Origin of the sequence: Sphingobacterium sp. (assembly GCF_039596235.1) — a bacterium.
Lineage (GTDB): Bacteria > Bacteroidota > Bacteroidia > Sphingobacteriales > Sphingobacteriaceae > Sphingobacterium.
In genome coordinates this window covers 81,971-107,736 of the sequence record NZ_JBCNKE010000010.1, presented here as the reverse complement: position 1 = coordinate 107,736, position 25,766 = coordinate 81,971, and the positions used below count along the sequence as shown (strand labels likewise).

29 protein-coding genes and 1 pseudogene are annotated in these 25,766 nt (G+C 38.1%); 9 read left to right on the top strand and 21 right to left on the bottom strand.

The window, feature by feature from the left end; translation table 11 throughout:
• Window positions 1-552 precede the first annotated feature (552 nt).
• From ABDW32_RS19445 to ABDW32_RS19435, 3 genes are all read right to left on the bottom strand, one after another.
• Window positions 553-1,374, bottom strand: coding sequence for a DUF2071 domain-containing protein (locus ABDW32_RS19445; protein ID WP_343565666.1), 822 nt, complete (start codon window positions 1,372-1,374; stop codon window positions 553-555).
• A 53-nt stretch (window positions 1,375-1,427) separates the two neighbouring features.
• Complete coding sequence (locus tag ABDW32_RS19440) at window positions 1,428-2,318, bottom strand: hypothetical protein (RefSeq protein WP_343565408.1); 891 nt, start codon at window positions 2,316-2,318, stop codon at window positions 1,428-1,430.
• A 209-nt stretch (window positions 2,319-2,527) separates the two neighbouring features.
• Window positions 2,528-4,720 carry an ATP-binding protein gene (locus ABDW32_RS19435; RefSeq protein ID WP_343565406.1) on the bottom strand — a complete coding sequence of 731 codons (2,193 nt, stop codon included), beginning with the start codon at window positions 4,718-4,720 and terminating at the stop codon, window positions 2,528-2,530.
• 125 nt (window positions 4,721-4,845) lie between these two features.
• Here ABDW32_RS19435 and ABDW32_RS19430 point away from each other — a divergent pair, with 125 nt between their 5' ends.
• Window positions 4,846-5,934, top strand: a complete 1,089-nt coding sequence (locus tag ABDW32_RS19430) for a lipase family protein (protein WP_343565404.1) — start codon at window positions 4,846-4,848, stop codon at window positions 5,932-5,934.
• Between the two features lie 356 nt (window positions 5,935-6,290).
• Here ABDW32_RS19430 and ABDW32_RS19425 read toward each other — a convergent pair whose 3' ends face one another.
• Window positions 6,291-7,019, bottom strand: coding sequence for a phytanoyl-CoA dioxygenase family protein (locus tag ABDW32_RS19425; RefSeq protein ID WP_343565402.1), 729 nt, complete (start codon window positions 7,017-7,019; stop codon window positions 6,291-6,293).
• 469 nt (window positions 7,020-7,488) lie between these two features.
• Between ABDW32_RS19425 and ABDW32_RS19420 the strand changes: the two genes are divergently transcribed.
• Genes ABDW32_RS19420 through ABDW32_RS19410 form a run of 3 tightly spaced genes read left to right on the top strand, consistent with a single transcriptional unit; the run spans window position 7,489 to window position 8,802 of the window.
• Window positions 7,489-7,968: an N-acetylmuramoyl-L-alanine amidase gene (locus ABDW32_RS19420; RefSeq protein ID WP_343565400.1), complete on the top strand. Its 480-nt coding sequence runs from the start codon at window positions 7,489-7,491 to the stop codon at window positions 7,966-7,968.
• A 2-nt stretch (window positions 7,969-7,970) separates the two neighbouring features.
• Window positions 7,971-8,348 carry a hypothetical protein gene (locus ABDW32_RS19415; protein ID WP_343565398.1) on the top strand — a complete coding sequence of 126 codons (378 nt, stop codon included), beginning with the start codon at window positions 7,971-7,973 and terminating at the stop codon, window positions 8,346-8,348.
• Window positions 8,305-8,802 carry a hypothetical protein gene (locus ABDW32_RS19410; protein ID WP_343565396.1) on the top strand — a complete coding sequence of 166 codons (498 nt, stop codon included), beginning with the start codon at window positions 8,305-8,307 and terminating at the stop codon, window positions 8,800-8,802. The genes ABDW32_RS19415 and ABDW32_RS19410 overlap by 44 nt, the downstream gene beginning before the upstream one ends.
• An 86-nt stretch (window positions 8,803-8,888) precedes the next feature.
• On the opposite strand, the gene ABDW32_RS19405 is transcribed toward ABDW32_RS19410, so the two are convergent.
• On the bottom strand, window positions 8,889-9,512 hold the full coding sequence (locus ABDW32_RS19405; protein WP_343565394.1) for a hypothetical protein: 624 nt from the start codon (window positions 9,510-9,512) through the stop codon (window positions 8,889-8,891).
• Window positions 9,513-9,875: 363 nt separating this feature from the next.
• Here ABDW32_RS19405 and ABDW32_RS19400 point away from each other — a divergent pair, with 363 nt between their 5' ends.
• A complete protein-coding gene (locus ABDW32_RS19400; RefSeq protein WP_343565392.1) occupies window positions 9,876-10,682 on the top strand; it encodes a LexA family transcriptional regulator in 807 nt (268 codons plus the stop codon).
• A 705-nt stretch (window positions 10,683-11,387) separates the two neighbouring features.
• Here the strand turns inward: ABDW32_RS19400 and msrB are convergent.
• From msrB to ABDW32_RS19335, 13 genes and pseudogenes are all read right to left on the bottom strand, one after another.
• Window positions 11,388-11,825 (bottom strand): peptide-methionine (R)-S-oxide reductase MsrB, encoded by a 438-nt coding sequence (gene msrB, locus ABDW32_RS19395; protein WP_343565665.1) that lies wholly within the window; start codon window positions 11,823-11,825, stop codon window positions 11,388-11,390.
• 87 nt (window positions 11,826-11,912) lie between these two features.
• Window positions 11,913-12,482, bottom strand: a pseudogene (msrA, locus tag ABDW32_RS19390) (peptide-methionine (S)-S-oxide reductase MsrA); the annotation flags it as partial.
• Between the two features lie 6 nt (window positions 12,483-12,488).
• Window positions 12,489-12,941, bottom strand: a complete 453-nt coding sequence (locus ABDW32_RS19385) for a DUF417 family protein (protein WP_343565390.1) — start codon at window positions 12,939-12,941, stop codon at window positions 12,489-12,491.
• A gap of 75 nt (window positions 12,942-13,016) precedes the next feature.
• Window positions 13,017-13,286, bottom strand: coding sequence for a hypothetical protein (locus ABDW32_RS19380; protein WP_343565389.1), 270 nt, complete (start codon window positions 13,284-13,286; stop codon window positions 13,017-13,019).
• An 11-nt stretch (window positions 13,287-13,297) separates the two neighbouring features.
• A complete protein-coding gene (locus tag ABDW32_RS19375; protein WP_343565388.1) occupies window positions 13,298-13,849 on the bottom strand; it encodes a sigma-70 family RNA polymerase sigma factor in 552 nt (183 codons plus the stop codon).
• A gap of 83 nt (window positions 13,850-13,932) precedes the next feature.
• Window positions 13,933-14,325: a DUF3784 domain-containing protein gene (locus ABDW32_RS19370; protein WP_343565387.1), complete on the bottom strand. Its 393-nt coding sequence runs from the start codon at window positions 14,323-14,325 to the stop codon at window positions 13,933-13,935.
• A 77-nt stretch (window positions 14,326-14,402) separates the two neighbouring features.
• The gene (locus ABDW32_RS19365; protein ID WP_343565385.1) at window positions 14,403-15,485 is read right to left on the bottom strand and encodes a hypothetical protein; all 1,083 of its coding nucleotides are present in this window, start codon (window positions 15,483-15,485) and stop codon (window positions 14,403-14,405) included.
• 164 nt (window positions 15,486-15,649) lie between these two features.
• Window positions 15,650-15,829, bottom strand: coding sequence for an LPXTG cell wall anchor domain-containing protein (locus ABDW32_RS19360; RefSeq protein ID WP_077438591.1), 180 nt, complete (start codon window positions 15,827-15,829; stop codon window positions 15,650-15,652).
• Window positions 15,830-15,877: 48 nt separating this feature from the next.
• Window positions 15,878-16,381 (bottom strand): hypothetical protein, encoded by a 504-nt coding sequence (locus ABDW32_RS19355; protein ID WP_343565382.1) that lies wholly within the window; start codon window positions 16,379-16,381, stop codon window positions 15,878-15,880.
• Window positions 16,382-16,722: 341 nt separating this feature from the next.
• Window positions 16,723-17,220 carry an anthrone oxygenase family protein gene (locus ABDW32_RS19350; protein ID WP_343565380.1) on the bottom strand — a complete coding sequence of 166 codons (498 nt, stop codon included), beginning with the start codon at window positions 17,218-17,220 and terminating at the stop codon, window positions 16,723-16,725.
• 83 nt (window positions 17,221-17,303) lie between these two features.
• Window positions 17,304-18,071 (bottom strand): helix-turn-helix domain-containing protein, encoded by a 768-nt coding sequence (locus tag ABDW32_RS19345; RefSeq protein WP_343565378.1) that lies wholly within the window; start codon window positions 18,069-18,071, stop codon window positions 17,304-17,306.
• A 175-nt stretch (window positions 18,072-18,246) separates the two neighbouring features.
• Window positions 18,247-19,332, bottom strand: a complete 1,086-nt coding sequence (locus tag ABDW32_RS19340; protein ID WP_343565376.1) for an NAD(P)-binding domain-containing protein — start codon at window positions 19,330-19,332, stop codon at window positions 18,247-18,249.
• A 13-nt stretch (window positions 19,333-19,345) separates the two neighbouring features.
• Window positions 19,346-20,368, bottom strand: coding sequence for an LLM class flavin-dependent oxidoreductase (locus tag ABDW32_RS19335; RefSeq protein WP_343565374.1), 1,023 nt, complete (start codon window positions 20,366-20,368; stop codon window positions 19,346-19,348).
• Between the two features lie 187 nt (window positions 20,369-20,555).
• On the opposite strand from ABDW32_RS19335, the gene ABDW32_RS19330 reads away from it, so the two are divergent.
• Both ABDW32_RS19330 and ABDW32_RS19325 read left to right on the top strand, forming a co-directional pair.
• Window positions 20,556-21,149, top strand: a complete 594-nt coding sequence (locus tag ABDW32_RS19330) for an HD domain-containing protein (protein WP_343565372.1) — start codon at window positions 20,556-20,558, stop codon at window positions 21,147-21,149.
• 209 nt (window positions 21,150-21,358) lie between these two features.
• Window positions 21,359-22,021: a hypothetical protein gene (locus ABDW32_RS19325; RefSeq protein ID WP_343565369.1), complete on the top strand. Its 663-nt coding sequence runs from the start codon at window positions 21,359-21,361 to the stop codon at window positions 22,019-22,021.
• Between the two features lie 61 nt (window positions 22,022-22,082).
• On the opposite strand, the gene ABDW32_RS19320 is transcribed toward ABDW32_RS19325, so the two are convergent.
• The gene (locus ABDW32_RS19320) at window positions 22,083-22,754 is read right to left on the bottom strand and encodes a hypothetical protein (RefSeq protein WP_343565367.1); all 672 of its coding nucleotides are present in this window, start codon (window positions 22,752-22,754) and stop codon (window positions 22,083-22,085) included.
• A gap of 251 nt (window positions 22,755-23,005) precedes the next feature.
• Here ABDW32_RS19320 and ABDW32_RS19315 point away from each other — a divergent pair, with 251 nt between their 5' ends.
• Window positions 23,006-23,197, top strand: a complete 192-nt coding sequence (locus tag ABDW32_RS19315; RefSeq protein WP_343565365.1) for a hypothetical protein — start codon at window positions 23,006-23,008, stop codon at window positions 23,195-23,197.
• A gap of 87 nt (window positions 23,198-23,284) precedes the next feature.
• Window positions 23,285-23,506 carry a methyltransferase type 11 gene (locus ABDW32_RS19310; RefSeq protein ID WP_343565363.1) on the top strand — a complete coding sequence of 74 codons (222 nt, stop codon included), beginning with the start codon at window positions 23,285-23,287 and terminating at the stop codon, window positions 23,504-23,506.
• A gap of 33 nt (window positions 23,507-23,539) precedes the next feature.
• Here ABDW32_RS19310 and ABDW32_RS19305 read toward each other — a convergent pair whose 3' ends face one another.
• Both ABDW32_RS19305 and ABDW32_RS19300 read right to left on the bottom strand, forming a co-directional pair.
• Entirely contained in the window at window positions 23,540-24,748 is a 1,209-nt protein-coding gene (locus ABDW32_RS19305) for an MFS transporter (protein WP_343565361.1), read from the bottom strand.
• Between the two features lie 87 nt (window positions 24,749-24,835).
• Window positions 24,836-25,753 carry a helix-turn-helix domain-containing protein gene (locus ABDW32_RS19300; RefSeq protein WP_343565359.1) on the bottom strand — a complete coding sequence of 306 codons (918 nt, stop codon included), beginning with the start codon at window positions 25,751-25,753 and terminating at the stop codon, window positions 24,836-24,838.
• Window positions 25,754-25,766 lie beyond the last annotated feature (13 nt).

Sequence of the window (25,766 nt, the reverse complement as noted above, 5' to 3'; positions counted from 1 at the left end):
ACAGTCTATAGGGGGACTTCGCAACACAAGCTGATTGCTTTGATCTTGGATAATACGAGCAGCTTTTTTTGAATATTGACGCTATAAAATAACCTAAAGGAATTACATCTCCTACGTTTTATTGAGTTCACTGGATAGAAGTTGCAGACATCTGGAAGGTTTATCTTGTTTTCGTTGAAAAATCAGAAGTAGATGAATTGCTCTCAGCTAACTGACAGATGCCTTAGTGTTTCAATCCGATAGTCCCCGACTGTAAAAAGAAGGGAGTGTTATATCATTCAAATTATTTTTTATGAAACTTGTTGATGAGCATTCTACCAAATATAAAATAAAGAAAAAGTACGGTTAGACCACCGAGTACAAAGGGATTTGCATATATAGTTGTTATTCCGTATTGATGAGAGAAAAGTAGTATTGCGATAATGCATTGTAAAAAAGCATAGCAGATATTGCCTTTTGCCGAATAACCGAAAAGCCCTAAAAATCGTACCCTAGCGATTCCAAAAATAAAGTGCGGTATTGCATTTGCTATCAATACAGCAATAAAAAAGTCTATGTAGAACATTGTGTTATTCTTTTTTCGTTAACCATAAAAAATGTCAATGATGGTATCTGAAACGCGAAACATTCTTCCTCGTCTACGATTTCATATAATGAATGACTTTTGAAAAAGTCAATTTTTAAAGGTTTGATCTCCTTTATATCAAAATCCAGTGAAATAGTCGCTATATGTGACAAATTTAAAGCTTGAGACGTTAACGCACGGTTCTGAACGATAATTTTTTCAAGAAGTTCACTGGGACGAATTGATATAGGCAGAAAGTCACTGGGAATTTTCCATTTGTCAACGGTATGGCAAATGACCTCCAAATCTGGTGCGTTGCCGGCTCCGGGATCTATTTTTGTGTAGATATCGCCATCGATACATTGATGCTTAAAAGATAATGGGTGATGTGTATACATCATATTGCTAAATAGACGGCTGCCGAAACAATAGAGCAAGCTACTCATGCAATTGGAAACAAATAAGACTGTAGGTTCTTTAAATAGTTTGGCATCCGCAGCGATATAAAACCTCCAGTTACTTTGTAAAGGAGAGCTATAAAATGGCCTTAATCCCTTGGGAGCAGCTGGGCCGAAATGGCCATGCCGATAGGTCAAAATAGAAAATAATACCTTCCCCTGAATAACATCAACCTGTATCCCTTCCGGAATCAAGTGTCGAATTTTATCTAGTGGTATCATCCAATTCAGATACACGACGTTGCTGATGTCACTCCTTAATTTTACATCCGAAAAGGGAAGTGGAAATGTATTTTTTATTTTTTGTAAAAGGGAGCCATTTAGAAGATGTTCAATGCATGAAGAAAACATGCTTCTTTTTGATGAGCGAAACTCTTTTTTCAACAGCGACATAACCTGGGGGATTATTTATTAGAAGAAAGCTGATATCGCTCACGGATCTTTTTTACTATTTTTTTATAGTATTTTGTTTTGTCAGATTCGTCAATCACAATAATTTCCACATCGTTGGCTTTGAGCAATTGCATTTTATCTACAGCGATTTGAAACCATTTTTTCGTTGTATAATAAAACAACTGATTTTGAATGAAGTTACTTTTTTTATAAAACTTATTTCGGGCACGATAAGTCAATAACCACCAGAGATCTATTTCTACAAAATCCAGTGAGAGCCCCAAGATATGAATATCCTGTGTAAAGAACAGGTCTATCCATGACTGTAGCTGCAAGTCTTTTTGCTGCTTCAACCTTTTTATCAATGCAGCCTTATATACTGTTTCTGATGTGTAATTAGTGCCATTTACAACATAATCTCGCATTTTTTGAAGCTGTCCACAGTAATGCTCATAGCCCAGGTTGATGGAGCCTGGACTGTCACAATCACCATGGATATGCCAAAAAGTTTTGTCCACAGTTTCATACCGACGAAAAACACTATACGTTGTTTCTCGAACCAAACTCGTATTCTTCCTCGACGGAGATCCTTCTAGGCTGAATTCATAATTTGTAGTGATGATATTTTGGGTGGGAAGGGTTCGGATCAACTGGTGTATCTCATTTTGATTTATCTGAGAGACACTATCAGAGATATAGGTTTTAAGTTCTTTCTCATTCAGATGCTGTATTTTAATTGCATTTAGAAAAATCTCTTCATATAACATTGGAAAAGGTTTTTTTCCATTTTCCAGCGCTGTAACATGATATTTTGTTTTAATATTGGTCAGTAAGTCACTCCAGCTGATTCCCGGAGAAATATTATTGATATCATTTCCAACTAGCAAGCTGAATTTATTCATTTGCAATTTATATTTATGAAAGATTTCCAGGCCGACCAATAAATCAAATGAAATAATACACATTTTGATTTCGAGTTGTTGGACTCGAATCTATCGATCGGCCGTTTCTAATTTAAAAAAAAAGAATGAATGGAACGGAAGTATTGAACCATTATTTGGGAAACAATTCTGTAATATATAGTACATTTATTAGCTTTTTAGCAGAGGAATCAGTTTTCTATGATTGGAAACCTGATCTCGAAAATGGTTCCTTGATGCGGCTTGCTGTCCACAGAAATTTTTGCGTTAAGGCGGTCTGTAATTCTCTTTACAATAGATAAGCCAACTCCTGACCCATCAAACTGCATCGCATTCGGTAATCGATGGAAGATTTCGAAAATACGCTCGGTTTCTTCCACAGACATTCCGATCCCATTATCCCATATTTTATACAAAATATACCCTTCTTCTATTTGGCTGTTTATGCCAATTACAGGTATGGTCTTATTGCTGCTATACTTGATTGCATTACCCAAAAGATTTAGAAACAATTGATAGATCAAGGTCTTTTCTCCATCAATTGGTAGGATCCGCCCTTTTTCAAATTGCAGATTTTGGACATTAAATCGTACGCTGCAATCATCAATAATGTTTTCAATAAACCTTTCCGGATAGACTGTTTCGTATTCGAATTCATAGCTTTTACTGCGAGCGAAATCCACTGTCTTATCTAGCATGTTATTCATTACCTGGATGGCTTCCATCATGTTTTTGCCTGCCTTTCCAAGAAATTCCTGACTTAAGCCAGACCTGTCCCGAATCATCTGGGCTGTCATCTGTAGTGCAGCCAAGGGGTTTTTTAGGTCATGACTCAGCGTATAACTGAATGTTTCCAGGATATTGTTGATTTCAATTAATTTCTCGTTGAGCGACTGGATTTCGATAATTTTCTTTAAACAGGCTTCCTGGATTGTAATAATGAGGCTTTTTAAGAAATTAATTTCTCGCTTTTTCCATTTTGGGGCAGTACCTTCGACGATTTTCTTCCATGCATTGAAGGACGTGCGGGGAGATGGGAAATTTATAGTCTTTGTTGGATCGTAAATAAGTTGTTTTTCCGGTTCTCCCGCCCAGGTTTCCTCTACCTTTACCTCCTTTCGGAAGAAAAAGATCTTGAAGTCTAGCCTATTTTCTAAATCTATTCCGGCAATGCCCGGGAATGGAAAAAGAGTTTCATTACCGTCTTGGGGCCCTTTGAAATCCGATTGCCAGAATAACTGGTCGGTAATTGTTTTACTGAAATGACTATCTAGCTTTAATAACACCTCCTTCTTTGGTGCGTCGCCGACAATATGCCACTTGTCAAGATACTTAAATGCGATTCCGTCGGCTCGAAGGATATCCATTAAGTTAGTGCTCAGCGCACTAAGTACTCTATATAAATCTTTCTTTGTAAATAGATTTTGTCTGATCTCAAATGCGATGCTCTTGGTTTTAAGTTTGAAGTTATTCTCCTCAATATGTTTATTGGCCAGAAAACTATTTACGGCATATTGAACAATGAATATTGAAAGATGTCTTTGTGCTAGATCAATGTACTTGGGGAGTCTATTCTGACAGGCGACTAATCCCCATAGTTTTCCGTTGATGATGATGGAGAAACTGCCACTTGCTTTTACTTGTGCATTTCGAAGATATTGAAGATGTATGGGCGACATCGCACGGATCCCTGTCATAGAGAGATCTAATTTCTCTGGCTCAAGTCCCCAAATCGGTATCGGGGTCGCATCTATATCGGGTGTCACCCGGGCAAATATCTTGGTATAGAGTTGGCGGGCCTGCTGGGGAATATCAAACTCCGGATAACGATAACCCAGTAATGGCTCTAGACCACCGACAACATGTTCTGCAATCACTTGACCGTCCCCATTTTCTGATAATTTATACACCATAACCCGATCATAACCAGTTACTGTAAAAATATTCTCAGCCAGTGCCTTCCAAATATCCTCACTGTCATTGATATGCTTAGCATAAAAGAAAGTGTTTTTAAATTGATGGGATTGCGAACGGTGTTGTTCTATTTCAATATATATCTTATTGTCAAAGGGATAGATGCTTAGATAATATGGGATCTGTTCAAGATAAATATCAGCGACATAACGGTGTTTGAAGCTGTCGCTATGGTCATGTAAAATCTGGTCAAGATCGATTACATGCTGAATATCCAGACAGTTAATAAATTTCGTTAGGCTTTGTCCTAAGAATACACTTTGTTTGGGCAAACCTATTTCTGTCCAGTTTTCACTCCAGCCTATACAATTGTGAGCCTCATCAAATAAGATGAGGCAACCAAAATGCTGTATTTGACCACAAAGATGGATCGGTTCCTGATCACAATTAGAAAAATGATTATAATCCATATTACGCATTTTGATTTATTCGTCTAAAGTACAAATAAATATTTAAGGCATAGCTATTGCTGTTGAACAAGTGTTAATTTTATATCGAAACTTATTTTTGAATTTACATAAATGGAAATATTACTATGTTAAAATATTGGCTACTTAGCTGTTTATTTTTTGTCGTTACGGTTGTTATGGCCCAACGGCTCAACCCAGGGTTTAATCTTCAGGAATATCAGGAAATGTTACGGGTCAATGCGCATATCTATGAACAAGATGGGGCTGACCCATCTGATATTCCTGCCCCCCAGTCTTCAAAATTGATATATAGGAGCTCGACAATGGGACTTAATAATTTGTATGAGTTATGGAAAGGGGATGAGCATACAGCAATTTTTTGCACGCGAGGATCAGTAGACGATAATTTAAGCTGGCTTGCAAATCTCTATGCGGCAATGGTTCCGGCTACTGGCAAATTGGAAATCGATACCAACTTTGTATTTGACTATAAATTGTCCAAAGATCCGAATGCGGCTGTTCATGTGGGGTACTTAATCAGTACAGCCTTTCTTTCCAGGGATATGTTGCCCAGAATAGACTCACTTTATCAAGGTGGAACAAGGGATATTCTGATCGTCGGACATAGCCAGGGAGGGGGGATCAGCTATCTGTTGACTGCCTATTTTTATCAATTGCAGGATTCAGGCCGGCTACCGAAAGATATTCGGTTCAAAACTTACTGCTCGGCCGCACCTAAGCCCGGTAATCTTTATTTTGCCTATGAGTATGAAAATAAAAGTTATGGTTGGGCTTACCAAATTGTTAATCCTGAGGATTGGGTTCCGCAGATGCCATTTACTGTACAGCAGTTGCAAGATCTTCCAAGTCGAAACCCGGTAACACCGATTGCTTCTACGATCAGGAAGCAGGGCTTAAAAAAAAGGATTGCTTTTCGGATGTTAAAAAATCCATCGCAGAAAGCTGTAGTGAATTATCAAAAAATCTTGGGTAAACAGGTGTCAAAAATGGTTAGGAAGTACCTGCCGAATTTTAAAGAACCCGCTTATTTTCCTAGCAATGATTATGTCCGTACAGGGACACATATTGTTTTAACTCCCGATGAGGAGTATTTCAGAATATTTGATGAGCAAAAGAGTGGTGAGATGATGCTACATCATTCCTTGAAGCCCTATTATAAATTAGCTCTAAAATTGAAATCTGTATTCCCCTGACATTAGACGACCAAGGGGGGCACTGTCATTGTAGCCATATCTTGCAGACGGGATAAAAATGTAGTATCAAAAGTACGACGCAGTTGAATGTGCCTCAGCTGGAAATAAAACTTTCGTGTTTTTACAAGTCAAAAAAGGGGAGATTTGCAGCAGATTATTTCTGGCCAATAAACCTGCTCTTGCGAACTTATTGATCTCGGAATAAATACATATAAATAAATTGACAAGAAAGGTTTTTTATAAAAAAGGCTAGGTGAACCGATTTCCTAGCCTTCACGATATAACTCATCCTATGCTATAACGATCAAATAACAAAGAAATAACTGAAATGTTTTACCCATTATCGTAGGATTGTCTTAATAGCTCAGTCTTTCAGCCCAGTGTAGATTATTTGGTAGTTCTATATTAGCGAATTCAATATGAATTACTCTTCTGCGTTTGTTATTGCTTGTGCGTTTGGAGCTATGGAGCAATAGCGGTTTCATGATCATTATTCCACCCGCGGGAACAGGGCAGTTTTGCTCCCGTTCGCTTGTCCAGTCAATGGTTTCAGGACGATAAACTCCTTTGTTATGTGATCCCGGAATAATATTCAATGCACCATTCTCCGCATCTGTGTCATCGAGGTGGATTCTTATCGTAACTATATTCTCCAAAATTTCTAATGGTGGCTGTACAGCATATTGCTTCTGTTTTACTGTCCAGTTTGAAAATCCTTCCGTATTGACTTTTTTGAGCACAGATATCGTCAGGTCCTGGTGATAGGATACATACCAATTGGAGGTTTCTGGTTTATCAAAATAAATGCTTTTTATAATGAAATAATCTGATCCGAATACCTGTGAAATGATGGCTCTAAGATTATTATTGAAAATGCTGGTATTTAAATTAGGTATTTCTTTAATCAGCTGACGAATTGCAAAAAGATCAGAGGAGTGCCTAAAGGTATCTCTTGACTGGTCTGTTTGTTCAATTAATCTTGCTAGTTCACGAATTTCATTGTTACTAAAAACATCTTTTATAATGGTGAAACCGTCTTTTTTTATCTTGTTTTTATTGATTGTTAGGTGTTCGTTTGTAAGCATAGCGTTTGTCTTATATTGGATGTGTTTTTATTCTAGCACTTACAGTATTATCTGTTTCTGTTTAATAACAAATGAAAGGGAGTCTCCATTTTGTTCGAAATACACTGCGTTTTGCTTATAGGCATAATCATAGTCTTTGATACTAAATTAATAGATAGTTTCGAAAGTTTAACTTTTTATATCCCAAAAAGACAAGAGCCGCATCCTCCAGATGTGGCTCTTGTCATGATCTACTTGGTATTAAATCCACTCTTTTGAACTAATATTCGGTAGCTGCTCCATACCGCTTATATACCCCTGAAATTCTACTTTTTAGGCTTGGTACCCACTTAAATTTGTATAGCGATAAGGCCTAAAATAAATATTGGCGGTCCTTATTGGAATAAACTGGAATGCCGGTAAAAGGATCCGAACGAAGAAGTAAAACGCTTATTATCATAGTAAATTATCAATATAATAGAAAGTAGATATGAACATCAAAGAACATCAATTAACAGGGGTTTCCTATCGGGATACGCCCAACAAGAACGGTAATATAAGGCCTATTTATATCATTATGCATTATGATGGAGCCTCCAATGCAACAAGTGCAATCTATTGGATGTCAGATCCAAAAAGCAAAGTGTCGGCTCACGTACATATCAGCCGTGAAGGGGTGGTGACACAACTGGCGCCATTTAATGTCGAATGTTGGCATGCTGGCCGGAGTTCCTGGGCCGGGTTGACTGATCTGAACAGATACAGTATCGGGATTGAGCTGCAAAATAAAGGATCGGAGGTATATACCGAAAAGCAGATTAATGCAGCTATCGAAGTCTGTCAGACGATTATCGCCTATTACCCCATTCGGGAAATTTTGGGGCACAGTGATATAGCTCCAGGGAGAAAGGAGGATCCGGGAATACAGTTCCCTTGGATGAAGTTTAAGCCACTATTAAAAAAAGAATGACTATGGAACTACTTGAAATTTTTGAAAAGCTACTTATTCCTATTGTTACTGCTATCGGAGGTTATTTTGTTGGTCGCCCCAAACAGCAGGCGGAAGTAGAAGCTACAAATGTGGAGAATGCCGGAAAGGTTATCGATAAATGGGAAGCGTATGCAAACCGGCTGGAAAAAGATATAGAACATTTAAGAGCTATTATCGAAGATCTGAATGAAGGACTGAAATTAGCCAATGAGGACCGTATCGCCTGTTCAAAAACATTGGCCGAGTTGCAGTTGAAATACGATGATCTGATGAAGCTTTATAATGAATTACAGATTGAACTAAAAAGGGTGAAAAATGAAAAATATAATTCGATTGACCGTAATGCTACTGCTCGTTAGTAGCTGCGGTCTATTTAAAAAAAATGTTAAAACAAAGGAGTCACAAACCTTGGAAACCGGAGAAAAAATGACCATACTGTCAAATGTGGATTCCAATAAGCAGCACTTGGATATGGAGCAAACCTATAAGCGACTTTCGAGACGGACTGAAGATCTGATCCAGATTGCGGGGGAGGATATTGAGATCAGTCCAAACGGCATAGTACGGATAGGCAGGGGGCAGGTCAATAAAAAATGGATAAATTCTTCTGACAGCTCCATCGCAAGGGACAAATATCTTTTCGAGCAGCGTCGGGAGCTTGTTCACAGTGCGCAGTATAAAGAAGATAAACTACGTCTGGATACCAGGACTTTAAAACGAACAGCGCAACCTGCCGCAACAAATATATTGTATTTTTTGATCGGTCTGCTAGCAATAAGCCTTGTGGTATGGTGGAAGCGAAAGAGCATGTAATCACTAAATACAATGCTATTATACCGATCAAAGAAAACATGAGGCGAGTCTGTTTTATGATCGGTATAATTCTTGAAAAAACAACTCTATTTATCATTGAAACGTTTATTAATAAAATAATAATTTGTCGCTTGTTTGATATCCTTCTTAAAATCTTTATACATGTCAAATTGGTTGCATGCGCAGATGATGGACTTTTGCAATGTATCGCTATTTATCTTTAAATATGGCCCCAGTTCTTTATATATCATACTTTTTACCTTCGTCTTTAGATTGTCAAGTTTTTCAGGCTGGAAAATTCGCAGGACAACCGCGATTGCCTTATAACGATGCTGTATATCTTTGTAGTTGATATATTCACCCATAATTTGTTGTGGAGGAATGCCCTTAAATTCACAATAAGAGTCGATAACCTGGCTTATCTTGGAAAGATCAGGTTCATATATTTTATCAATTGATCTCAATATTTCAGGATGGTTCTCTCTTAAGAAGCTGATAATGAAAGAATAATATAATGTGTTCATACGCTGGGCATTGATCTTGTCATTTCGTTGATTTGCAATCGTTGTTAAATTTTCTTGTTGCATCAGGATTGTCATCAGTTCCCTGCTTTGGATTTCTTCGGAGGTAGTACCATGTTTCCTCATATGTTCATGGTGCAATCCTGTTGACCTGTTTAGCTGCAAATTTGTTGTGATAAAACGTTCCATTGTGATGTCCTTTTTAATTGTAAATATTTTTTTCTTCTGTCTTTTCGCTACTAGTTATTCAACCTCATGGATGGCTTATTTTTCTTTTGAAGATTTTCCGATGATAAGCTATAAATAGCAGTATCGATTGTTAAACAAAGTTAAACAAATTTGTTAATCTTTCAAGTGTTTTAATATTATTTTTACTAAGCAAATTGTTGTAATTGTAATTTGTTAAACTTATTTGTTTAATATTAATTACTTGATAATGAGTAGTTAATGATTTTATATGATTTATTTATTTGTTTAGGTTTAATATCTTGTGTAACTTAGTGTCAGAATGTTATGGATTAGTGTAACATTTGTTAAAATACCTATAAAAACATGGAAACTTATCCGGATAATAATTTTGAGGTTTTACGCTTGGAAATGGGAATCACCAATCGGGAATTTGCTGGTTTATTGGGGGTGCGGGAGCAAGTGTATTCGCGTATTAAAAAAGGCGAATATCCGATCGGGCTTACAATGAAAACCCGGATTCAAAATGCTTTTCCTTATGTTCAATACGATTGGTTGCTTTATGGGAAGGGAGAGCGGAATCAGCCTGGTGCCGTTATTCAGTCCGATACGGTCTCCATGGTGCATGTAGGGAATGGAAGATCTATTGGATATTTTTCCAATGACGTTAAATTTATAGACGAAAATAAGAACAATATTTTTTTTGAGGTTTCCCCCGGACGTTATTTGATGCAGACGAAGCTCGTAACAGAGAAAGCAAAAGCTGGTTATCTTTCGGGATTTTCGGATGCGGAATATATGGATGATTTACCAGCCCATTTTATTACTGTGAATGAATTTCACAAAGGAGCATACCGTTCTTTTGAAGTTAGTGGGGATAGTATGACAGATGGGACTGACGCCAGTATCCTTGATGGCGACATCGTTACCGGAAGGTTGATTAAACGAGAATTGTGGCAGTCAAAATTTCATACCCATAAATATAGATATTGGGTTGTCGTACATCGATATGAAGGGGTGATTATTAAGGAAATTGCACATCATGATGTCGCCAATGGGATCCTTACATTACGTTCCCTCAACACAGACAAAGCTACTTATCCCGACTTCGAAGTAAGTCTGGATGATGTAGATCAGATCTTTAATGTAGTAGATATCAGTCGCTCCTTATAAAATTGTAGGAAGCTAGAAAAATGCCTTCGACGACAGCCTTTAAATGATCCAAGGTTAATGAAACCTTGTTGTCCCATTAAAACAGGTCTTATTAAAAGAGCAGATTCCAATTGCTCCTGCATTGGGGCCATTCATCGACCCTCGTTGTGGCCGACCAATGCTTTTTCTTTTTCAATACGTTGAAATGATAAAGAGGTCTTACCCCATCCTGAAAAAATAAAACCCATGGTCCCTAGCTTGTTAAGTTTTACACTAAAAAATATAGTAAATAAAACTAATTTAATTAGTTTTATTTACTATATTTGAATCGAGTTGAAAGTAAATGAACATGTTTGATGTACGCTGTCTTAGCGTCAATAGTATATATAATAAGCGCTGTTACAGATAGGTATACATAAAGAACAGTGGTTGCTCATTATTCTTACATGTTCATTGCTTTCAACTTCTTTGGATCTATGCTATAAAAAGTGCGCATGGAGCAGGACAGAAAAAAGTTCTGGAATCACCTAATCAGGATCGGTTGTTGCCAAAGCTGCCATTTACTAATCCATCATATGTTTATTTTTAAGGCCAGGTTTTTCAACCTGGCTTTTTGAGTTTAAATGTAGCTGCCAAAACAATAAATCTATGCTGTCCGGGGATAGATTTGCCCAGCTCTACTCTTTCATAGTCACGGTCGATTAGTTTGGGATTTAAAATGTTCCCTTATTTCGTTGCATTGCTTTTGCTCTGTAGCAAAGGGATAAATCGCTCATACCCCTGTGCTTTCATCTGATCTTTGGGAATAAAACGTAGCGAAGCACTGTTGATACAATAGCGCAGTCCTCCTTGTTCTGTGGGGCCGTCATTAAAAACATGACCTAGATGAGCGTCACCGGTTTTGCTTCTCACTTCGGTTCTATTCATACCAAAAGAATTATCTTTTTTCTCTGCAATTAAACGGTCACTGATCGGTTTAGAGAAGCTCGGCCATCCACAATCAGACTCAAATTTATCGGTAGAAATAAATAAGGGTTCGCCAGTGGTAATATCAACATAAATGCCCTCCCTAAATTCATTCCAATAAGCATTGTCAAAAGCCCTTTCCGTAGCGTTGTTTTGAGTGACGTCATATTGTAACGGAGTCAGCTCCTTTTTCAGGATTTTCTTGTCGACTTTCCTGTATTTCGTTGGTTGTGGGTTTGCTTGGCGAGCTTTCTCAAATAGGTCAGCCGGAATATGGCAGTAACCCTGAGGGTTTTTCGCTAGATAATTTTGATGATAATTTTCAGCAGCATAGAAATTACGTAGCGGGCCAATTTCTACAACAAGTTTGGCGCTATAGTTCTTCGCAAGCTGTTCAATCTCTTCCCGGATTGTTACTTCATCTTCTTTCTTTGTAAAATAAATTCCGGTTCGATATTGTGTACCGATATCATTACCCTGTTTATCCAGGCTTGTTGGGTCAATCGTTTTAAAGTATAAATCTATTAACAGTTTCAAATCAATTATTTCAGGATCGTAATGAACTTTTACAGCTTCAACAAAGCCAGTATTGCCTGCTGATACCTGTTCATAGGATGGTTTGGCCAGATTTCCGTTTGCATAGCCAACTTCGGTGGCGACTACACCCCTTATTTGTTTGAAGTAGTGCTCTGTTCCCCAAAAGCAGCCTCCAGCAAAGTAAATTTCCCTGGTTTGACCATTGGAGGCTGCGCTCCTTTTTGGAACTGAGGCTTTTTCCTCACCTTGGGAAAAGCCGATTTTTACCAGTGCCAGGCCTAACAACGCAAGCACAGTGATGGTCCATATAATTTTCATGATTTTTTATTTTTTAGCCGATTGCAGTAAATTGATTCCAAATCCAAGAAATAGTATATCCTTAAGGATAAAGAAGTCCGTCACAGGAATTCCGTCCACATATTTAATCATATTTGGAGTTGTAAAGAGATAACTTAAAGTCATTATAAAAATAATACATACCCCAATTCCAGCGTATCGTCTTAACTGTTTAAATTTTAAACCCAGCAAGATGAACAGGGCAACAGCGATCTCGACAATACCGACTATATTGGAGACAGCTTGTACACTCAATAATCTGTATAACCAGGAAGAGAGTGGATGATGCATAATCAGTGGCTTTATGGCCAGCGCTTCGGTGGGCGTAAATTTAAAAATCCCAAGCCATAGAAGAATGAAGACAATGCCAAATGTGGAAATGTAAAAGCCCCATGGCAACGATGGTGATGGAGCATTTTCTGATTGAGTAATAAGACGCATTTTCTAAAATTTAATTTGTACTTACTGTTTTCCTCTTAGTAGCAGGTACATCAAAATCCTGACAAAAAAGTCTTGTTATTTTAGCTTGTTTTTTAATTTGTCTTTAAAGAGCTGTAGTTCATCTTTGTTGAATTTTTCAGGAGCATCTTGTGTGAACATCTTTTTCATCATGCGCTCCATTGTCTGTACTTTGCGGTTATATGCACGGCACCACTTACAAATTCTAAGATGTATCCTTAAGCGTATTTTTTGGAAAAATGGAATCACATCAGCATTTCGCTGTTCAATAAGCAGTGTTGCTTGCTTACAGGGCATTACCAATACATGGATGAGTTGTCTTATCATTGCTTACGAGATCATGAAATATTAAACCAGTTAAGTTCCAGACAGTCCCGGAGTTGCATTCGGCTTCGTTGGAGGATCTTCCAGAGATTAGTTGTCGTAATGCCGGTTTCCTGACACACATGATCCGCTTTTTTTTCTTCTAAATAATAGAGCTTTACAGGGATAAGCCATTTTACAGGCAACTTATCCATACACTCGTTCATTACACGGTTAAAATCCCGATTATCAAGTAGATTACCGTCTTTGTCATCCCAGTCTTGCAGAATATCATCATATTTCCATGACCCATCAGAATCAAAATATTGATCTAAAGAGATCTTGCCTGTTTGTCGGTATTTTTTACGATAAAACTCCGCGACTTTATTTTTGAGAATAGCCATTAGCCAAGTCTTTACACTGCTCCGGTTCTGAAAAGAGTGGTATGATTCGAATGCTGATATAAATACATTTTGGACAATATCTTCCGCATCCTGACGGTCAGATAGCAAAAAAAGCGCACTATTGAGCAGTATATCACTATAGGTATCAATCCATTGCTGTATATGTTCTGAGCGCTTGTCCATGCAATCTATAATAATCCTATAAAAATAAAAATAGTTTTTGGATACTTCCTATGTTATCAAAACGGTATAAAGCAATTAGAGTATCAGTTTTTATTAAACAGGATCATAATCACTAAAAGCGCAATAAAAAGAAGACATACAACAATAATGGAGCGGATATGCTGCTTTTTATTTCTTTTTATGAAGAAGCTGTTCGCTTTCCAAATAAAAAATAGATAAGCAAGTAAAGGGTAAGTTACGATAAAAATCTTTGCCCAATATGGACTGATGGCTAAAATAAGCAGGAGAGCAGTCACCAGATAGGAGAGGGCCAGCACAAGATGGAATTTTTTAAAAAATGGAATAAACCCCTTGATATTGAATTGCTGTTTTTCTGCTGTTGAGAGTGTATTATAGCCGGAAAGTGACGAGTCCGCATTTTCTTCGGTGACAAGGAAAGCCACTATCGCGAATATTGCGCTTAATATTAAAACCAAAGTAATCATTTTTAAAAAGCGGTGTTTTTATGATTGTATTTTGTGGAGCCTTTATTAAGAGCTAATTTTTTGATTTATCAGTTCCATTTTCGATAATTCTCAGGGATTAAAGGGATTCCTTTTGGGAAATACAGCCCATTAAAATCAAAATAAAAGAAAGTTCCGGTTTCGGCATGTCTTATCTGTAGGAGTGCTTTCAAATTTTGAGGTGTACTGATGTACCTGTAGTCGAAGTGGGCATCTCCCAAGACTGGAGTGTTCCCTTTTAGTGTATTAATAAGTATCAATTGTGTCGGATCATCTTTTTTAGGTACTAAGCTGAATTCGTTGTTCAGTACAATTGTTTCATTTTGAGGGATGATGATCTGGTTTTCTAAGTTTGGTGGCGGCATCATACTGCCCTGTAGTTCAATCTCATAATGGAATAATTGTTTGATTGCAACAGCTTGGTAAGCTGTTGTGCCTAATTTTTTAAAATGGATATCATAGATTTCAACCATTTGATCGGATTCGGGAATACCATACTTCTGTCCAAAAACACGTTGGATCGCATTTTTGCTCCCCAAAACAAATCCCACCAGAGTTACCGGGGCATCTTCATTTATCCGATATACGAGATCAAAACTTTCGAAATTTGGTAGGGAATTTATACGGTCAAAGTTGTTGTCCGCACTTAATACATCATAGGTTTCATCCGTTTTCAGCGCCCAGATATACTGCTTTCCATCTAAGCTTTCATTGTTCCAGCCATCCTGATTGGGTTCAATTTGTTGGTAAAGGGTTGATAGTTTTATTGGAGCGCTTCCCTGTTTTACGAGAACAGAGTTTCCATCAACGTCAAAGTGATAATAACTGTCTTTGTTGATCTTTAAACGCCCACATACCCGATCAAAATGTCCGGAAAGCTGTTCCTGCCCTGAGTAAGCATCAACGACGCAGTCTTCCGCCTCATTTTTTTGGATAATATAATTACGGAAATCTTCAATGACATCATACCTGCTGGAGCCATCCCGTAAAGAATCAGGGTAGACAAGTTTCATTTTGGATACATTCATCAATCCCAATTTACCGTCCGATTTGAACGGAATAAGCTGTGGTCGATCTTGAGCGGACACAGCAAGCAGCATGAAAAAGACAACAAAGGTGAAAATAAATTTCATAATAAACTTATAGCTGACAATGGCATCAATTCCCATCGATTAGAATGTTAACACTTGAATAAATTTACAAATTTAAATTTATTCAAGTGTTAAAGTGCTCTTATCTATTTATGGGATCTTTTGTTATCTTCTTCTAAAAAAATGCTTCCGAGGAACACAATTTTTTAATTTTCAAAAAGCCATTTGATACCTACAATAAGCATTATGATAACAGCAATGACATACTTTATTTTGATCACCTGTTGTTTTCTGTAAGCAATGTAAATTCCTAGAGCCATGATAAGGGCAAATCCAATAATTACCCATCCAAAGGAGAAGCTGTCTCCGAGTTGAATATTAATCATATTTTTAGTTTTTATTGAGTAATGTGCACGCGCTTATAGAATGATTTTTTAGTCTTTTTCAAAGCTGACATCAGTTATTTTATAAGAGAAATTACTTTTGTCCTGTTCAGCTTCCGGTTTATCTAATTCACTGTAATGTACGGTTCCCTTCATTTTAAAGGTGGTATGTGTATCGAGATTGATTTTTTCTCCATTTTTATCAATGACGTAGAAATTTTTTAAGGTATAGTTTTTCTGGTCTTCCGGTAGTTCTAATAGGACACTGTTTTTTTCTGTCCCCACAGGCAATATTACACTGAATGCCGTAAATTCCTCGGAACTGAAGGCATGCGGTTTCACAACAAAATGCATCGACATGGTCTTTGACTTGCCGGAAGAGAAAGTAAAAGAGGGGGCATCAAATTCACCGGTTAACTCGATAGTCTTATTCTGATTATCGTAGTTCGATTCCATTGCTTTTATCGTGTCTACAGATGTTCCATTACAGGATGATAATGACGTTAAACCTAGGGCGGCAACTAATAGGGCCGGGACTATTTTTTTTGTTTTCATTGGAATTTTTTTGATCAGTTTATACTTAAGATGATTTTATCCTAATCTTTGCTTCTTATTTTTTATAAAAGTACAATAGAATAAGTTGCATTTTCCGGCCGATTTAAATCCGCTATCAATGAATTTAAATTCGTAGACGCTTCTGCCTTTTTCGTATTTTATATGACGTTTAGCTGTGGGACTTTTATCCGGAATGACGATACCGGAAGCTATAATCTGAAGAGGTTGAAGCCGGACAGATAAGTTGGGGAAGAAAAGCGGACTACATTGATTGAGCAGCCCCTTAAAAGTGAAAATGTACTTGTGAACGGTAGTGAAGAAAAATGTTTCACACGCCACTATTAATCTTTGGATTTAAAAAATATAAGGCTGACAATTAAACAAACTAACGTCAGGAAGGAGAACAGCGTTCGCATATTATTCCAGAATACCCAAGGCTTCTCAATCAGAACGCGCATCCGATGTATTGTTTCAGAGGTTGCAGCTGTGATATTAAATCTGTCCAATTGATTGTTCAGCGGCACATTCTTTGCAGCGGTAATGACAAATACGCCAATAATATAACTTGCACATGCAGCTGCGATCAAATAGAATTTTGGGGAAGATAAATCGAAATACATAACAGAGGATGCAATTAATAATAAGGGTGCTCCCATAAAACAACAATAAAATACCGGATTTAAAATTTCTCTGTTGATATGCTGCATCGCTAGCAGATAACCCTTGTCATCTAATTTATGAAGGCCAAGATTGACGGAAAATGTATATGCAAAAAAAAGTCCCGATATTAATGCCGATGTGATTACAGCGGCTGTTAAGATGATTTCTTGTAGTTTCATCGATATGAATTTAAACTGTTATGATTTTATTCGGTTAAAATTCGCGATTAGCGGGCTTTCAAAATAGAATAAAAACGACAATTTTATTGTTTGCTGAATGTATTGGGTGTCAATCCTGTGAAAGCTTTGAAAACGCGGATAAAATGTGATTGGTCGGAGAACCCATTAGCATAGACAATTTCATTTATATTGCCAAAATCATGGGTGGTCAATTGGGTGAGCGAAGTTTGAAATTGAACTATTTTCGCAAATTGTTTTGCGGAGATTCCGGTTTCTTTGAGAAATCTTCTTTCGAGTGTCCGGATATGCAGATTTTCTTTTTTAGCGATCTCATGGATGGATACAGCGCCCTTTTTATCAATAATACATTGAATTACCCCTCTTATTGAAAAATCCAGCTTGCTTCCTTTTTGCTCGAAATAACCGATAAGTAACCTGGATATGATGGCTATCTTTTCTTGGATGGTAGGGGATGACAATATTTCTTTAACGAGTTCACTTATTTTTTTCTTATCATCTAGATCATAGCAGCTGTCATTGATATCTTGAGGATTTATTCCCCAGAAAGCGCGCAATACGAAGGGATAGAATTGGAAAATAACGATTTTGAAAGGACCATCAACTTCGATGGCAATAGGCTTTATCGTTTGACCATATAAAAACATTATGGGCATTTTTTTACCATAAGGTTGAATGGTAAGGCCTTTTTCGGTTTGATGGAACATTAGTCCGGGATATCCGTCCGCAAAAAATGGAATGGCTGTCTCTACATCGTCTTTGTTTTCGAATACCATAATATTCTTAACAAATAATGCAACGGGCTGATCCGGGATAATGTTTTGCACCTGCATTGGTGGTATTTATGGTAAAATGCTAGATAAACTTAAATATAGGTAAATCTTCTTTAAAATTGAAGACATAAGCATGACCCTGCTATTTTTACAGACAGTCTGATCCCATTATTTTGTCCTTGTCTCTTTTATTCATTCTTTTATAACATGGTTATCATTAGTATGCCCTATAACATTACAGCAGGTTTAATGTTTTTACAAGTTCCCTGGCTGCTGCAGCTCCTGCGCGGTTGGCCCCAATTGTAGAAGCGGAGGGACCATAACCAACCAGATGAATTCGGGGATCCTTGGCGACCATCGTGGCCAGTCTGCCACCCATTAATATCCCTCCATTTTCCTCTTTGGGCAGTACTGGATCTAAGTGCGCCAGAGCGCTTTTGAATCCCGTGTTCCAAAGAATGATATCTGCCTTTTCCTCCTTGCCGTCTTCCCACTTTACGCCAGTTTTAGTGATTTCACTGAACATTGGAAATCGGGTGAGTACCCCTCTTTTTTCCATCGCCTGGATTTCTGATGAATAAGGTAGCCCTGTGACAGAAACTACCGAGCGAGGTGGTAAGCCTTGTCTCACGCGTTCCTCTACCATAGCCACAGCATTGTGGCCCGCCATATCATCAAAAGGTCCTTCACGAAATACTGGCGGACGTCGTGTGACCCATGTTGTTGTTGTCACTTTTGAGATTTGGTCCAACAATTGGATAGCAGATATGCCGCCACCGACTATAATAACGTGTTTCCCTCTGAAATAATCCGCTGTTTTAAAATCTTTTGTATGGAGTTGTTCGCCTTGAAATAATGATGCCCCAGGATAAAATGGAATATAAGGGTTATCCCAGGTTCCTGTTGCGTTGATGATGCCCGCAGCAGAAAATAACGTTTTAGCGGTATCTATGTGAAAACGTTGACCATGGGATGAAACCTTGTCTACTTTGAGTGGGCGATAAACCTGTAACCCATATTTTTTTTCGTAGCGGTCAAAATAATGGGGAACAGCTATATTTGCCTGTACCTCCGTTTCATCATTTGCCAATGTCTCTTCAAAGGACATACCCGGAAGGTCATGGATTTTGTTGACCGTACTTAGTGTCAGCGAAGACCAGCGAAATTGCCAGGCACCCCCTGGAGCAGGGGCTTCATCCAGAATAATAAAATCCCGACTGATCTCCAGCCCCAATTTTTTTAAATGATAGGCAGAAGAGAGCCCGGCTTGCCCTGCACCGATTATTGCTATCTTGGTTTTGTAACGAATATTGTTTATCATCAATAGCGGATATCTAGCGCCAACCTAATTCAGGTGCGACATGTTCCAAAATAGCAGAAAGTACATGTACGTTGTAATCTACACCTAATGTATTTGGAATTGTCAGGAGTACTGTATCGGCTTCCTGTATAGCTTCGTCCATGGCCAGTTCTTTGATGAGCTGATCAGGTTCTGCCGCGTAACTCCGGCCGAAAATAGCACGTTTGTCGGCTTCAATGAACCCGATCTTGTCAGCCCGATCCGCTTCCTGTCCAAAATAATACCTATCTAAATCGTTGACCAATGCAAAGATTGACCTACTGACTGACACTCTCGGCTCTCCGGGATGGCCTGCTTCTTTCCAGGCATCTTTATATAAGCGTATTTGTTCAGCCTGTTGGATATGAAAAGGCTTTCCGCTTTCATCGTATTTTAAAGTCGAACTTTGTAAGTGCATCCTGTTTTGCGCAGCCCATACAGCTGTCGCATTCGATGCTGCACCCCACCAGATGCGGTCGCGCAATCCTTGGGCATATGGTTCTAGCCTCAGTAGGCCCGGAGGGTTCGGAAACATCGGGTAGGGGTTGGGTTCGGCAAAACCTACTCCCTTGAGTTTGTCCAGAAATTCCAATGCTTTCCTACGGCCCATATCAGCATCGGTTTCGCCCTCAGCGAGGTCGTAACCGAAATAACGCCAACCATCAATTACCTGCTCGGGCGATCCTCTACTGATCCCAAGTTGTAATCGGCCTCCCGAAATTAAATCGGCAGCTCCGGCATCCTCCACCATATAGAGTGGATTCTCATAACGCATATCAATGACGCCGGTACCTATCTCAATCGTCTTCGTCTTCGCTCCAATGGCCGACAATAAAGGAAAGGGCGAAGCTAACTGATTGGCAAAATGATGTACACGAAAATATGCTCCGTCAATGCCTATTTCTTCTGCCGCCACAGCCAGATCAATTGACTGAAGTAACGTGTCACTTGCCGTTTGGGTACTGTAAGCGGGATGTTTGGACCAATGTCCAAAAGATAAAAAACCTATTTTCTTCATGCGTCAGGACGAGATTTGATGTTTATCAAATTTAATAAATCACGGCTGATCTATGGCTATGGATTTGTCCTGCGGATGTCAATAAAATAGGTTATAGAAATTGCTGCTTTTTCAATGGTATTTAATAACGGGTGGGGATTCTAAAAGCACTACCTTTGTATATTATCGGTACTAAAATATATTCACTATGACACCCGAAAAATTGTTGAAACAGATTGATTTTATCAAGGAGATCGACAAACTGAAATATATTCAGCGAAAGACCAGGCTTTTCAATAGTGACCGTTGTGAGAACGATGCTGAACATAGCTGGCATTTGGCATTAATGGCTATTGTTTTATTTGAATATGCTGAGGAATCGGTAGATTTATTGAAAGTGGTTAAAATGGTTTTGATCCATGATATTGTTGAAATCGATGCTGGCGATACCTTTATCTATGATACCCAAAAAGCACACTGTAATACCGAGGCGGAGCGTTTGGCTGCCAATAGAATATTCGGGCTTTTACCGGAGCCTCAGGCAGAAGAACTGATAGCTATCTGGAAGGAGTTTGAAGCTGGAGAGACCCGCGAAGCGCAGTTTGCCCGTGCAATGGACCGGTTAGAACCGCTGTTACAGAATAGTTCCAACAATGGCGGCACCTGGAATGAACCTGGCGTAAATTATAGTAAGGTATACGCCAAAAAAAGTGTGATCAGGGATGGCTCGCCCGTATTATGGGAATATGCCGAAAGCTTGATTGATGAAGGCGTGCGAAAAGGAATCTTGAAGAAAAGTTGATCTTTATACCCAAAGTTGTTTATATCTTAGCCATCCAGTACATTCACATCTAAGCAGGTAGCTCCCGAAGTATAGCTTGTTTTTTTTCCTATTCATGCGAATATTAAATCAACGTGGACGAATTGTAAATGTGAGCTTAAGGTCAGGAGTATTTTATATACATTTATTTTGAAATTGGATAGGAATGATATAACATCTCAAACTTGTATATGGATACGACCCAACTTGGTACATTTGAACATGACCGGACAATTATTGATAAGTATGTGAAAAGTTCGGCATTCGGGAAAAACAAGCTTGTTTATTTCCCCCTGATTATCGCGATAGGTTTACTCTGTTTCATCGCGCTTGCTATTTTTGAAGGAATGGTAGAAGCGATTGGTATAGGTGTCATTAGCGTTTTATCAGCCATTGTTGTGCTCTGCTTTGTTTGGGTAGTGGTTATTAACCGTTCTGCATATAAAAAACTTAATGAAGAGACTACGATGGCGCCTGTTTGCATCGCAAAAAAAGTCTATGGAAATGATGGGAATAATGTTTATTACTGTATCTATAGTACCGGACAAACCAGGCACGATAGTTTTTTTATCGATACAATTGCTCAGCGGATTTTTGCTATTTCAGCAAATACCAATGACAAGATAGAAAAGGAAGTTCTGAATTTATTTAAGATCGATTTTGCCAAACCCGGAGAATTTGCAAAGCAACTTCCATTGGCATTTACAGATGGCGTAGAGGTTTGGAGACGACAATTTGCACTAGGTAATTTGCCAAAAAATGCTCAGCAACAGATTGAGGATAATGATGGGCAGTTTGCCGTGGTGACAATCCTTCCCGAAAATGCACGTATACTGACTGAGCAGTTTTCTTAAGAAGCCATTTAAATCAATATACTAACTAAGCCACATTTTTTCTTATGTGGCTTTTTTATATTTATAGAGTTTTTTGGGTTTCGTTATCAGCGGATGATTTCCAATATTTAGGATTGGAAAGTATGAAACCAACAATGTCGCCAATGACTTTCATGGGCAAGATATAACCCCAGATCATCATAAACATTGGAATATAAAGTTTAAAAAAGGGAACTGCGACCAACTCACTGGGACTGGCATTCGAATACGTCAAACGTGCTTTATTATTTTTATAGTAAAAAATAGCATTCGACACCGCCCAAATTGCCGGATAGAAATCTGAGGATTGAAACACGAAGCTGTTGCGATGTGTGAGCCAATTGACTCTAAGAACAATTGCGGCTAAAAATACCGTAAAAAAGCAAAGAAGAATAAAAAAGATTGTTGTATAAACCCAGTTGCCAGTCTCGTCCTTTTCAATATAGGTTCCAAATGATTTTCTGTTTTTATCCGATTTTTTCCGCTTACGGTTCAGTCTTATTTTTTTTACCGCATAGTTGATCGGTGTGTTTTTGAGCAGGAGGTAATGTGCTACAGCATATGCAAATGTCTGAATTGACTGGGCGACAACGATGTTATAGTGATAGATTGCGTCGTTACCATATAAATAGACAATCAATAGATTAAGCAATAAGACACTCCAGAATAGCGGGTCTTTCAAAAGGTATTCCAGAACTAATTTTTTATTGGTCACGACTAATTTTAATTTAGATTCTGATTTTAATTGATTCTATCCCAATGTAATCGAGATATTTTTCTTCGGACTTCATAAGACATTTATCGGATTATATTCCGTACGAATGTTGTCAAATATAGAAATACTTGTTGTGTATTAAAAGAGAAAAAGGGATAGTTTACCGACCTAAACCCGCTTTTTACCGAAAATATATGGGATAAAATATCCTTATTTTGGAAATTGGCCCATAATAATTTAACGGCTACGGTATGGTACATCTCTTTAATTCGTTGATCATCTTATTGTTTTTTATGGTTCTGGCCCTTTTTTCCAATAGTGAGGTGAGGAAACAGGACGAAGTTTTCATCGATGCTTTACAGAGCGCCCATACAGATTCATTACGTATCTCAGAGACGAAAGAACCGGTCGATTCGCCACATTTTATAGCGGATAAGCAGTAGCTGCGGTTTAAGGACAAACCAATGGGGGATATACTTCAAGTAGAGAAGTGAACGTAAATTCTATAAATTTAAGTGAGATTTAATCCAATGAAACGAGTTGTAATATTTAAAACCAATGTCAATAAGTATAGAGAAGCGCAACAGATCGTTATGACACTGCTGCAATTGTTCTCCTCTTATAAAGTTAACTTTGATCTTGACGACGAAGAGCGGATTTTAAGAATAGAATCTACTCAATCGGATATTGAGACAAAGGGCATTGTTAAGCAGATGCTTGCCTGGGGCTATCAATGTGAACATATAAAATAACGATGAGCTGGATTTAACCACTGTAGAGGCTAACTAACTATTCTCTCCGCTACTATTTTTTTGTAGTTTCCACATATATAGGATGATCAAGGTGAGTAATATAGAAAAAATAAAATAGCGCCATGCTAATCCATTTTGTGTGGTCACTTTGCCACTTATGGACACCATAAAATTGGAAAGGGATGTCACGATATAGACCATTCCGCCCATTAACCCACCAGCGGTTCCTGCATGTTTTGGAAAAAATAACATGCTATTGGTAAAAAAGCTTGTAAATAAAACCCCTGAAATCGTATGGATAAAAAATGCGAAGCCGACCAAGATATACAGATTCTGCCAGTACATCCCGATAAACATTAAAGTAACGATAAGGGCTGCCTGGAATAGAGCGGGAGCAACAACCCGGGGAACAAAGTCAAGATGCATGCGCTTTTTGGTAATAAATCCGCCGATCATCCATGAAAAGCCCAGTATCAATGTGCAATAACCAATTGTGACGGATGAAAAGTGAAATGTATTTTCAATAATAAATGGCCCTGTCATATTGAATAGCATTACAATAGAGTAACTAAAACCCAGTACCATAATGCCCAATATAAAAAGCTTATTTTTCAGCATCATTTTGTATAGATTGAGATTGTCCTGTAGGTCAATCTTTTTCTTTTCGGCAATACTTTCTCCACTGTACAACAGTTCAAACAGTAATAACAAGCCAGCGTAGAACGCAAGGAAATAAAAATTGGCCTGCCAACTGAATAATTTCTCCAGATAACCTCCTAAAAATGGCGCTAATATCGGACCACATGACCAGACGATGGTAAAATAGCTTAGGTAATTTTTTAACCGATCGCCTGCATATAAGTCGACGAAAAGGGCGCGTGTAGCCACCACCAAAATGGATATAGCTATACCTTGCACTATTCTCAACAAACAAATAAACAGGATACTCTGTGTTTGGGTTATTATTAAGCTGCTAAATATCAAAAGAGTTAATGCCAGGAGTTTAGGTCGATATCGACCGATGCTGTCCAGAATATTTCCTACAAATAACTGGGAAATGCCATAGCTCAATAGGTAACTGGTCAATGTTAATTGGATATCTCGTTCGTGAACAAGTAGACTCTTGGCCATCGCCGGAAACGAAGGCAGATAGATATCAGTTACAAATCCTGAAAGTGGCATGGATACAAAGGCCATGACTGTGACAAACCTGATTCGTTGCGCAGAAGCTTCCGTTAACATTTTTACTCTTTTTTGTTAAACAAAACTAGCGACTTTTTAATCAATACCTATATTGCCTAACAAAGTAAAAATTACGAAAATCAAATATTATTTATGTTTTTGTCTAAATTTGAGCGGAGAGGTCTCTGCATATTTCTTAAAGAAATTATTAAAATGGGTTGGTTCTTCAAAACCAAGTGTATAACCGATCTCAGCGACATTCCAGTCCGTATAGATCAATAAATTCTTGGCCTCTTCATAGATTTTTTGTTTGATGATCTGTGTTGTTGTCTGATTTGTAACCGATTTAACTGAAGCGTTGAGATGATTGACATGTACATTTAACTTTGCTGCAAAATCGGCTGCGGTATGTAATGCAAGTGGGTAGGCGGGGGAATCCAGGGGAAACTGTTTGTGAAGTAGTTCATCAAACAGACGGTACATCCGCACACTGCCCGATTGATCTTGTAACTCAACATCTTCCACTCTCCATTCCAGCGCCAGATGAAGTATTGCGGCCAGATTGCTTTTGATTGCGCTACAACGGAGCGGATAACTGGAATTATTTAGCCGAAACATATTATCAAAAATTGTTGTAATTAAATTCAGCTGTTCTTCGTCTAAAAAGATAATAGGTTTGCTCCACTCTTTGAATAGGGAAGTCTTTTTAAATGGTTCGAATGTTTGACTTCCTGAAAAAAATTCTTGATTGAAAAGGCAAAAGTATCCTTCTTGTTGATTTGTATCACATACCCAAGTATAAGGGATATTTAACGCAGGTAAAAATAGGGCGGGCCGATCGATATATAGCTCATGCTGCCCATATTTGAACCACCCTTTTCCTAAGATGAGACTGATTTTGTAAAAATCACGCCTATTGTAAGGTGTTTTAAAATCGCAGTATTTTCGTGGCGAGATATTGAAATGTGATTTTCCGAGCTCGACATCAAGTATATCTCCATTATTGTTATGCAGATGACTTAATCTTTTATAGTAATCCTGTAAGGTTTCCAGTGTTTCACTCATGATTGTGCAAAGT

Excerpts from the sequence above, each read along its gene's own strand:
- ABDW32_RS19415 (WP_343565398.1), top strand. The coding sequence starts at position 7,971 with ATGGAACTACTTGAAATTTTTGAAAAGCTACTTATTCCTATTGTTACT.
- ABDW32_RS19345 (WP_343565378.1), bottom strand. The coding sequence starts at position 18,071 with ATGCAGGTGCAAAACATTATCCCGGATCAGCCCGTTGCATTATTTGTT.
- ABDW32_RS19360 (WP_077438591.1), bottom strand. The coding sequence starts at position 15,829 with ATGATTAATATTCAACTCGGAGACAGCTTCTCCTTTGGATGGGTAATT.
- ABDW32_RS19405 (WP_343565394.1), bottom strand. The coding sequence starts at position 9,512 with ATGGAACGTTTTATCACAACAAATTTGCAGCTAAACAGGTCAACAGGA.
- ABDW32_RS19380 (WP_343565389.1), bottom strand. The coding sequence starts at position 13,286 with ATGATAAGACAACTCATCCATGTATTGGTAATGCCCTGTAAGCAAGCA.
- ABDW32_RS19310 (WP_343565363.1), top strand. The coding sequence starts at position 23,285 with ATGAAACGAGTTGTAATATTTAAAACCAATGTCAATAAGTATAGAGAA.
- ABDW32_RS19340 (WP_343565376.1), bottom strand. The coding sequence starts at position 19,332 with ATGATAAACAATATTCGTTACAAAACCAAGATAGCAATAATCGGTGCA.
- ABDW32_RS19335 (WP_343565374.1), bottom strand. The coding sequence starts at position 20,368 with ATGAAGAAAATAGGTTTTTTATCTTTTGGACATTGGTCCAAACATCCC.
- ABDW32_RS19350 (WP_343565380.1), bottom strand. The coding sequence starts at position 17,220 with ATGAAACTACAAGAAATCATCTTAACAGCCGCTGTAATCACATCGGCA.
- ABDW32_RS19420 (WP_343565400.1), top strand. The coding sequence starts at position 7,489 with ATGAACATCAAAGAACATCAATTAACAGGGGTTTCCTATCGGGATACG.
- ABDW32_RS19325 (WP_343565369.1), top strand. The coding sequence starts at position 21,359 with ATGGATACGACCCAACTTGGTACATTTGAACATGACCGGACAATTATT.
- ABDW32_RS19300 (WP_343565359.1), bottom strand. The coding sequence starts at position 25,753 with ATGAGTGAAACACTGGAAACCTTACAGGATTACTATAAAAGATTAAGT.
- ABDW32_RS19440 (WP_343565408.1), bottom strand. The coding sequence starts at position 2,318 with ATGAATAAATTCAGCTTGCTAGTTGGAAATGATATCAATAATATTTCT.
- ABDW32_RS19430 (WP_343565404.1), top strand. The coding sequence starts at position 4,846 with ATGTTAAAATATTGGCTACTTAGCTGTTTATTTTTTGTCGTTACGGTT.
- ABDW32_RS19305 (WP_343565361.1), bottom strand. The coding sequence starts at position 24,748 with ATGTTAACGGAAGCTTCTGCGCAACGAATCAGGTTTGTCACAGTCATG.
- ABDW32_RS19330 (WP_343565372.1), top strand. The coding sequence starts at position 20,556 with ATGACACCCGAAAAATTGTTGAAACAGATTGATTTTATCAAGGAGATC.
- ABDW32_RS19365 (WP_343565385.1), bottom strand. The coding sequence starts at position 15,485 with ATGAAATTTATTTTCACCTTTGTTGTCTTTTTCATGCTGCTTGCTGTG.
- ABDW32_RS19315 (WP_343565365.1), top strand. The coding sequence starts at position 23,006 with ATGGTACATCTCTTTAATTCGTTGATCATCTTATTGTTTTTTATGGTT.
- ABDW32_RS19385 (WP_343565390.1), bottom strand. The coding sequence starts at position 12,941 with ATGCGTCTTATTACTCAATCAGAAAATGCTCCATCACCATCGTTGCCA.
- ABDW32_RS19425 (WP_343565402.1), bottom strand. The coding sequence starts at position 7,019 with ATGCTTACAAACGAACACCTAACAATCAATAAAAACAAGATAAAAAAA.
- ABDW32_RS19410 (WP_343565396.1), top strand. The coding sequence starts at position 8,305 with ATGAAAAATATAATTCGATTGACCGTAATGCTACTGCTCGTTAGTAGC.
- ABDW32_RS19400 (WP_343565392.1), top strand. The coding sequence starts at position 9,876 with ATGGAAACTTATCCGGATAATAATTTTGAGGTTTTACGCTTGGAAATG.
- ABDW32_RS19355 (WP_343565382.1), bottom strand. The coding sequence starts at position 16,381 with ATGAAAACAAAAAAAATAGTCCCGGCCCTATTAGTTGCCGCCCTAGGT.
- ABDW32_RS19375 (WP_343565388.1), bottom strand. The coding sequence starts at position 13,849 with ATGGACAAGCGCTCAGAACATATACAGCAATGGATTGATACCTATAGT.
- ABDW32_RS19445 (WP_343565666.1), bottom strand. The coding sequence starts at position 1,374 with ATGTTTTCTTCATGCATTGAACATCTTCTAAATGGCTCCCTTTTACAA.
- ABDW32_RS19435 (WP_343565406.1), bottom strand. The coding sequence starts at position 4,720 with ATGGATTATAATCATTTTTCTAATTGTGATCAGGAACCGATCCATCTT.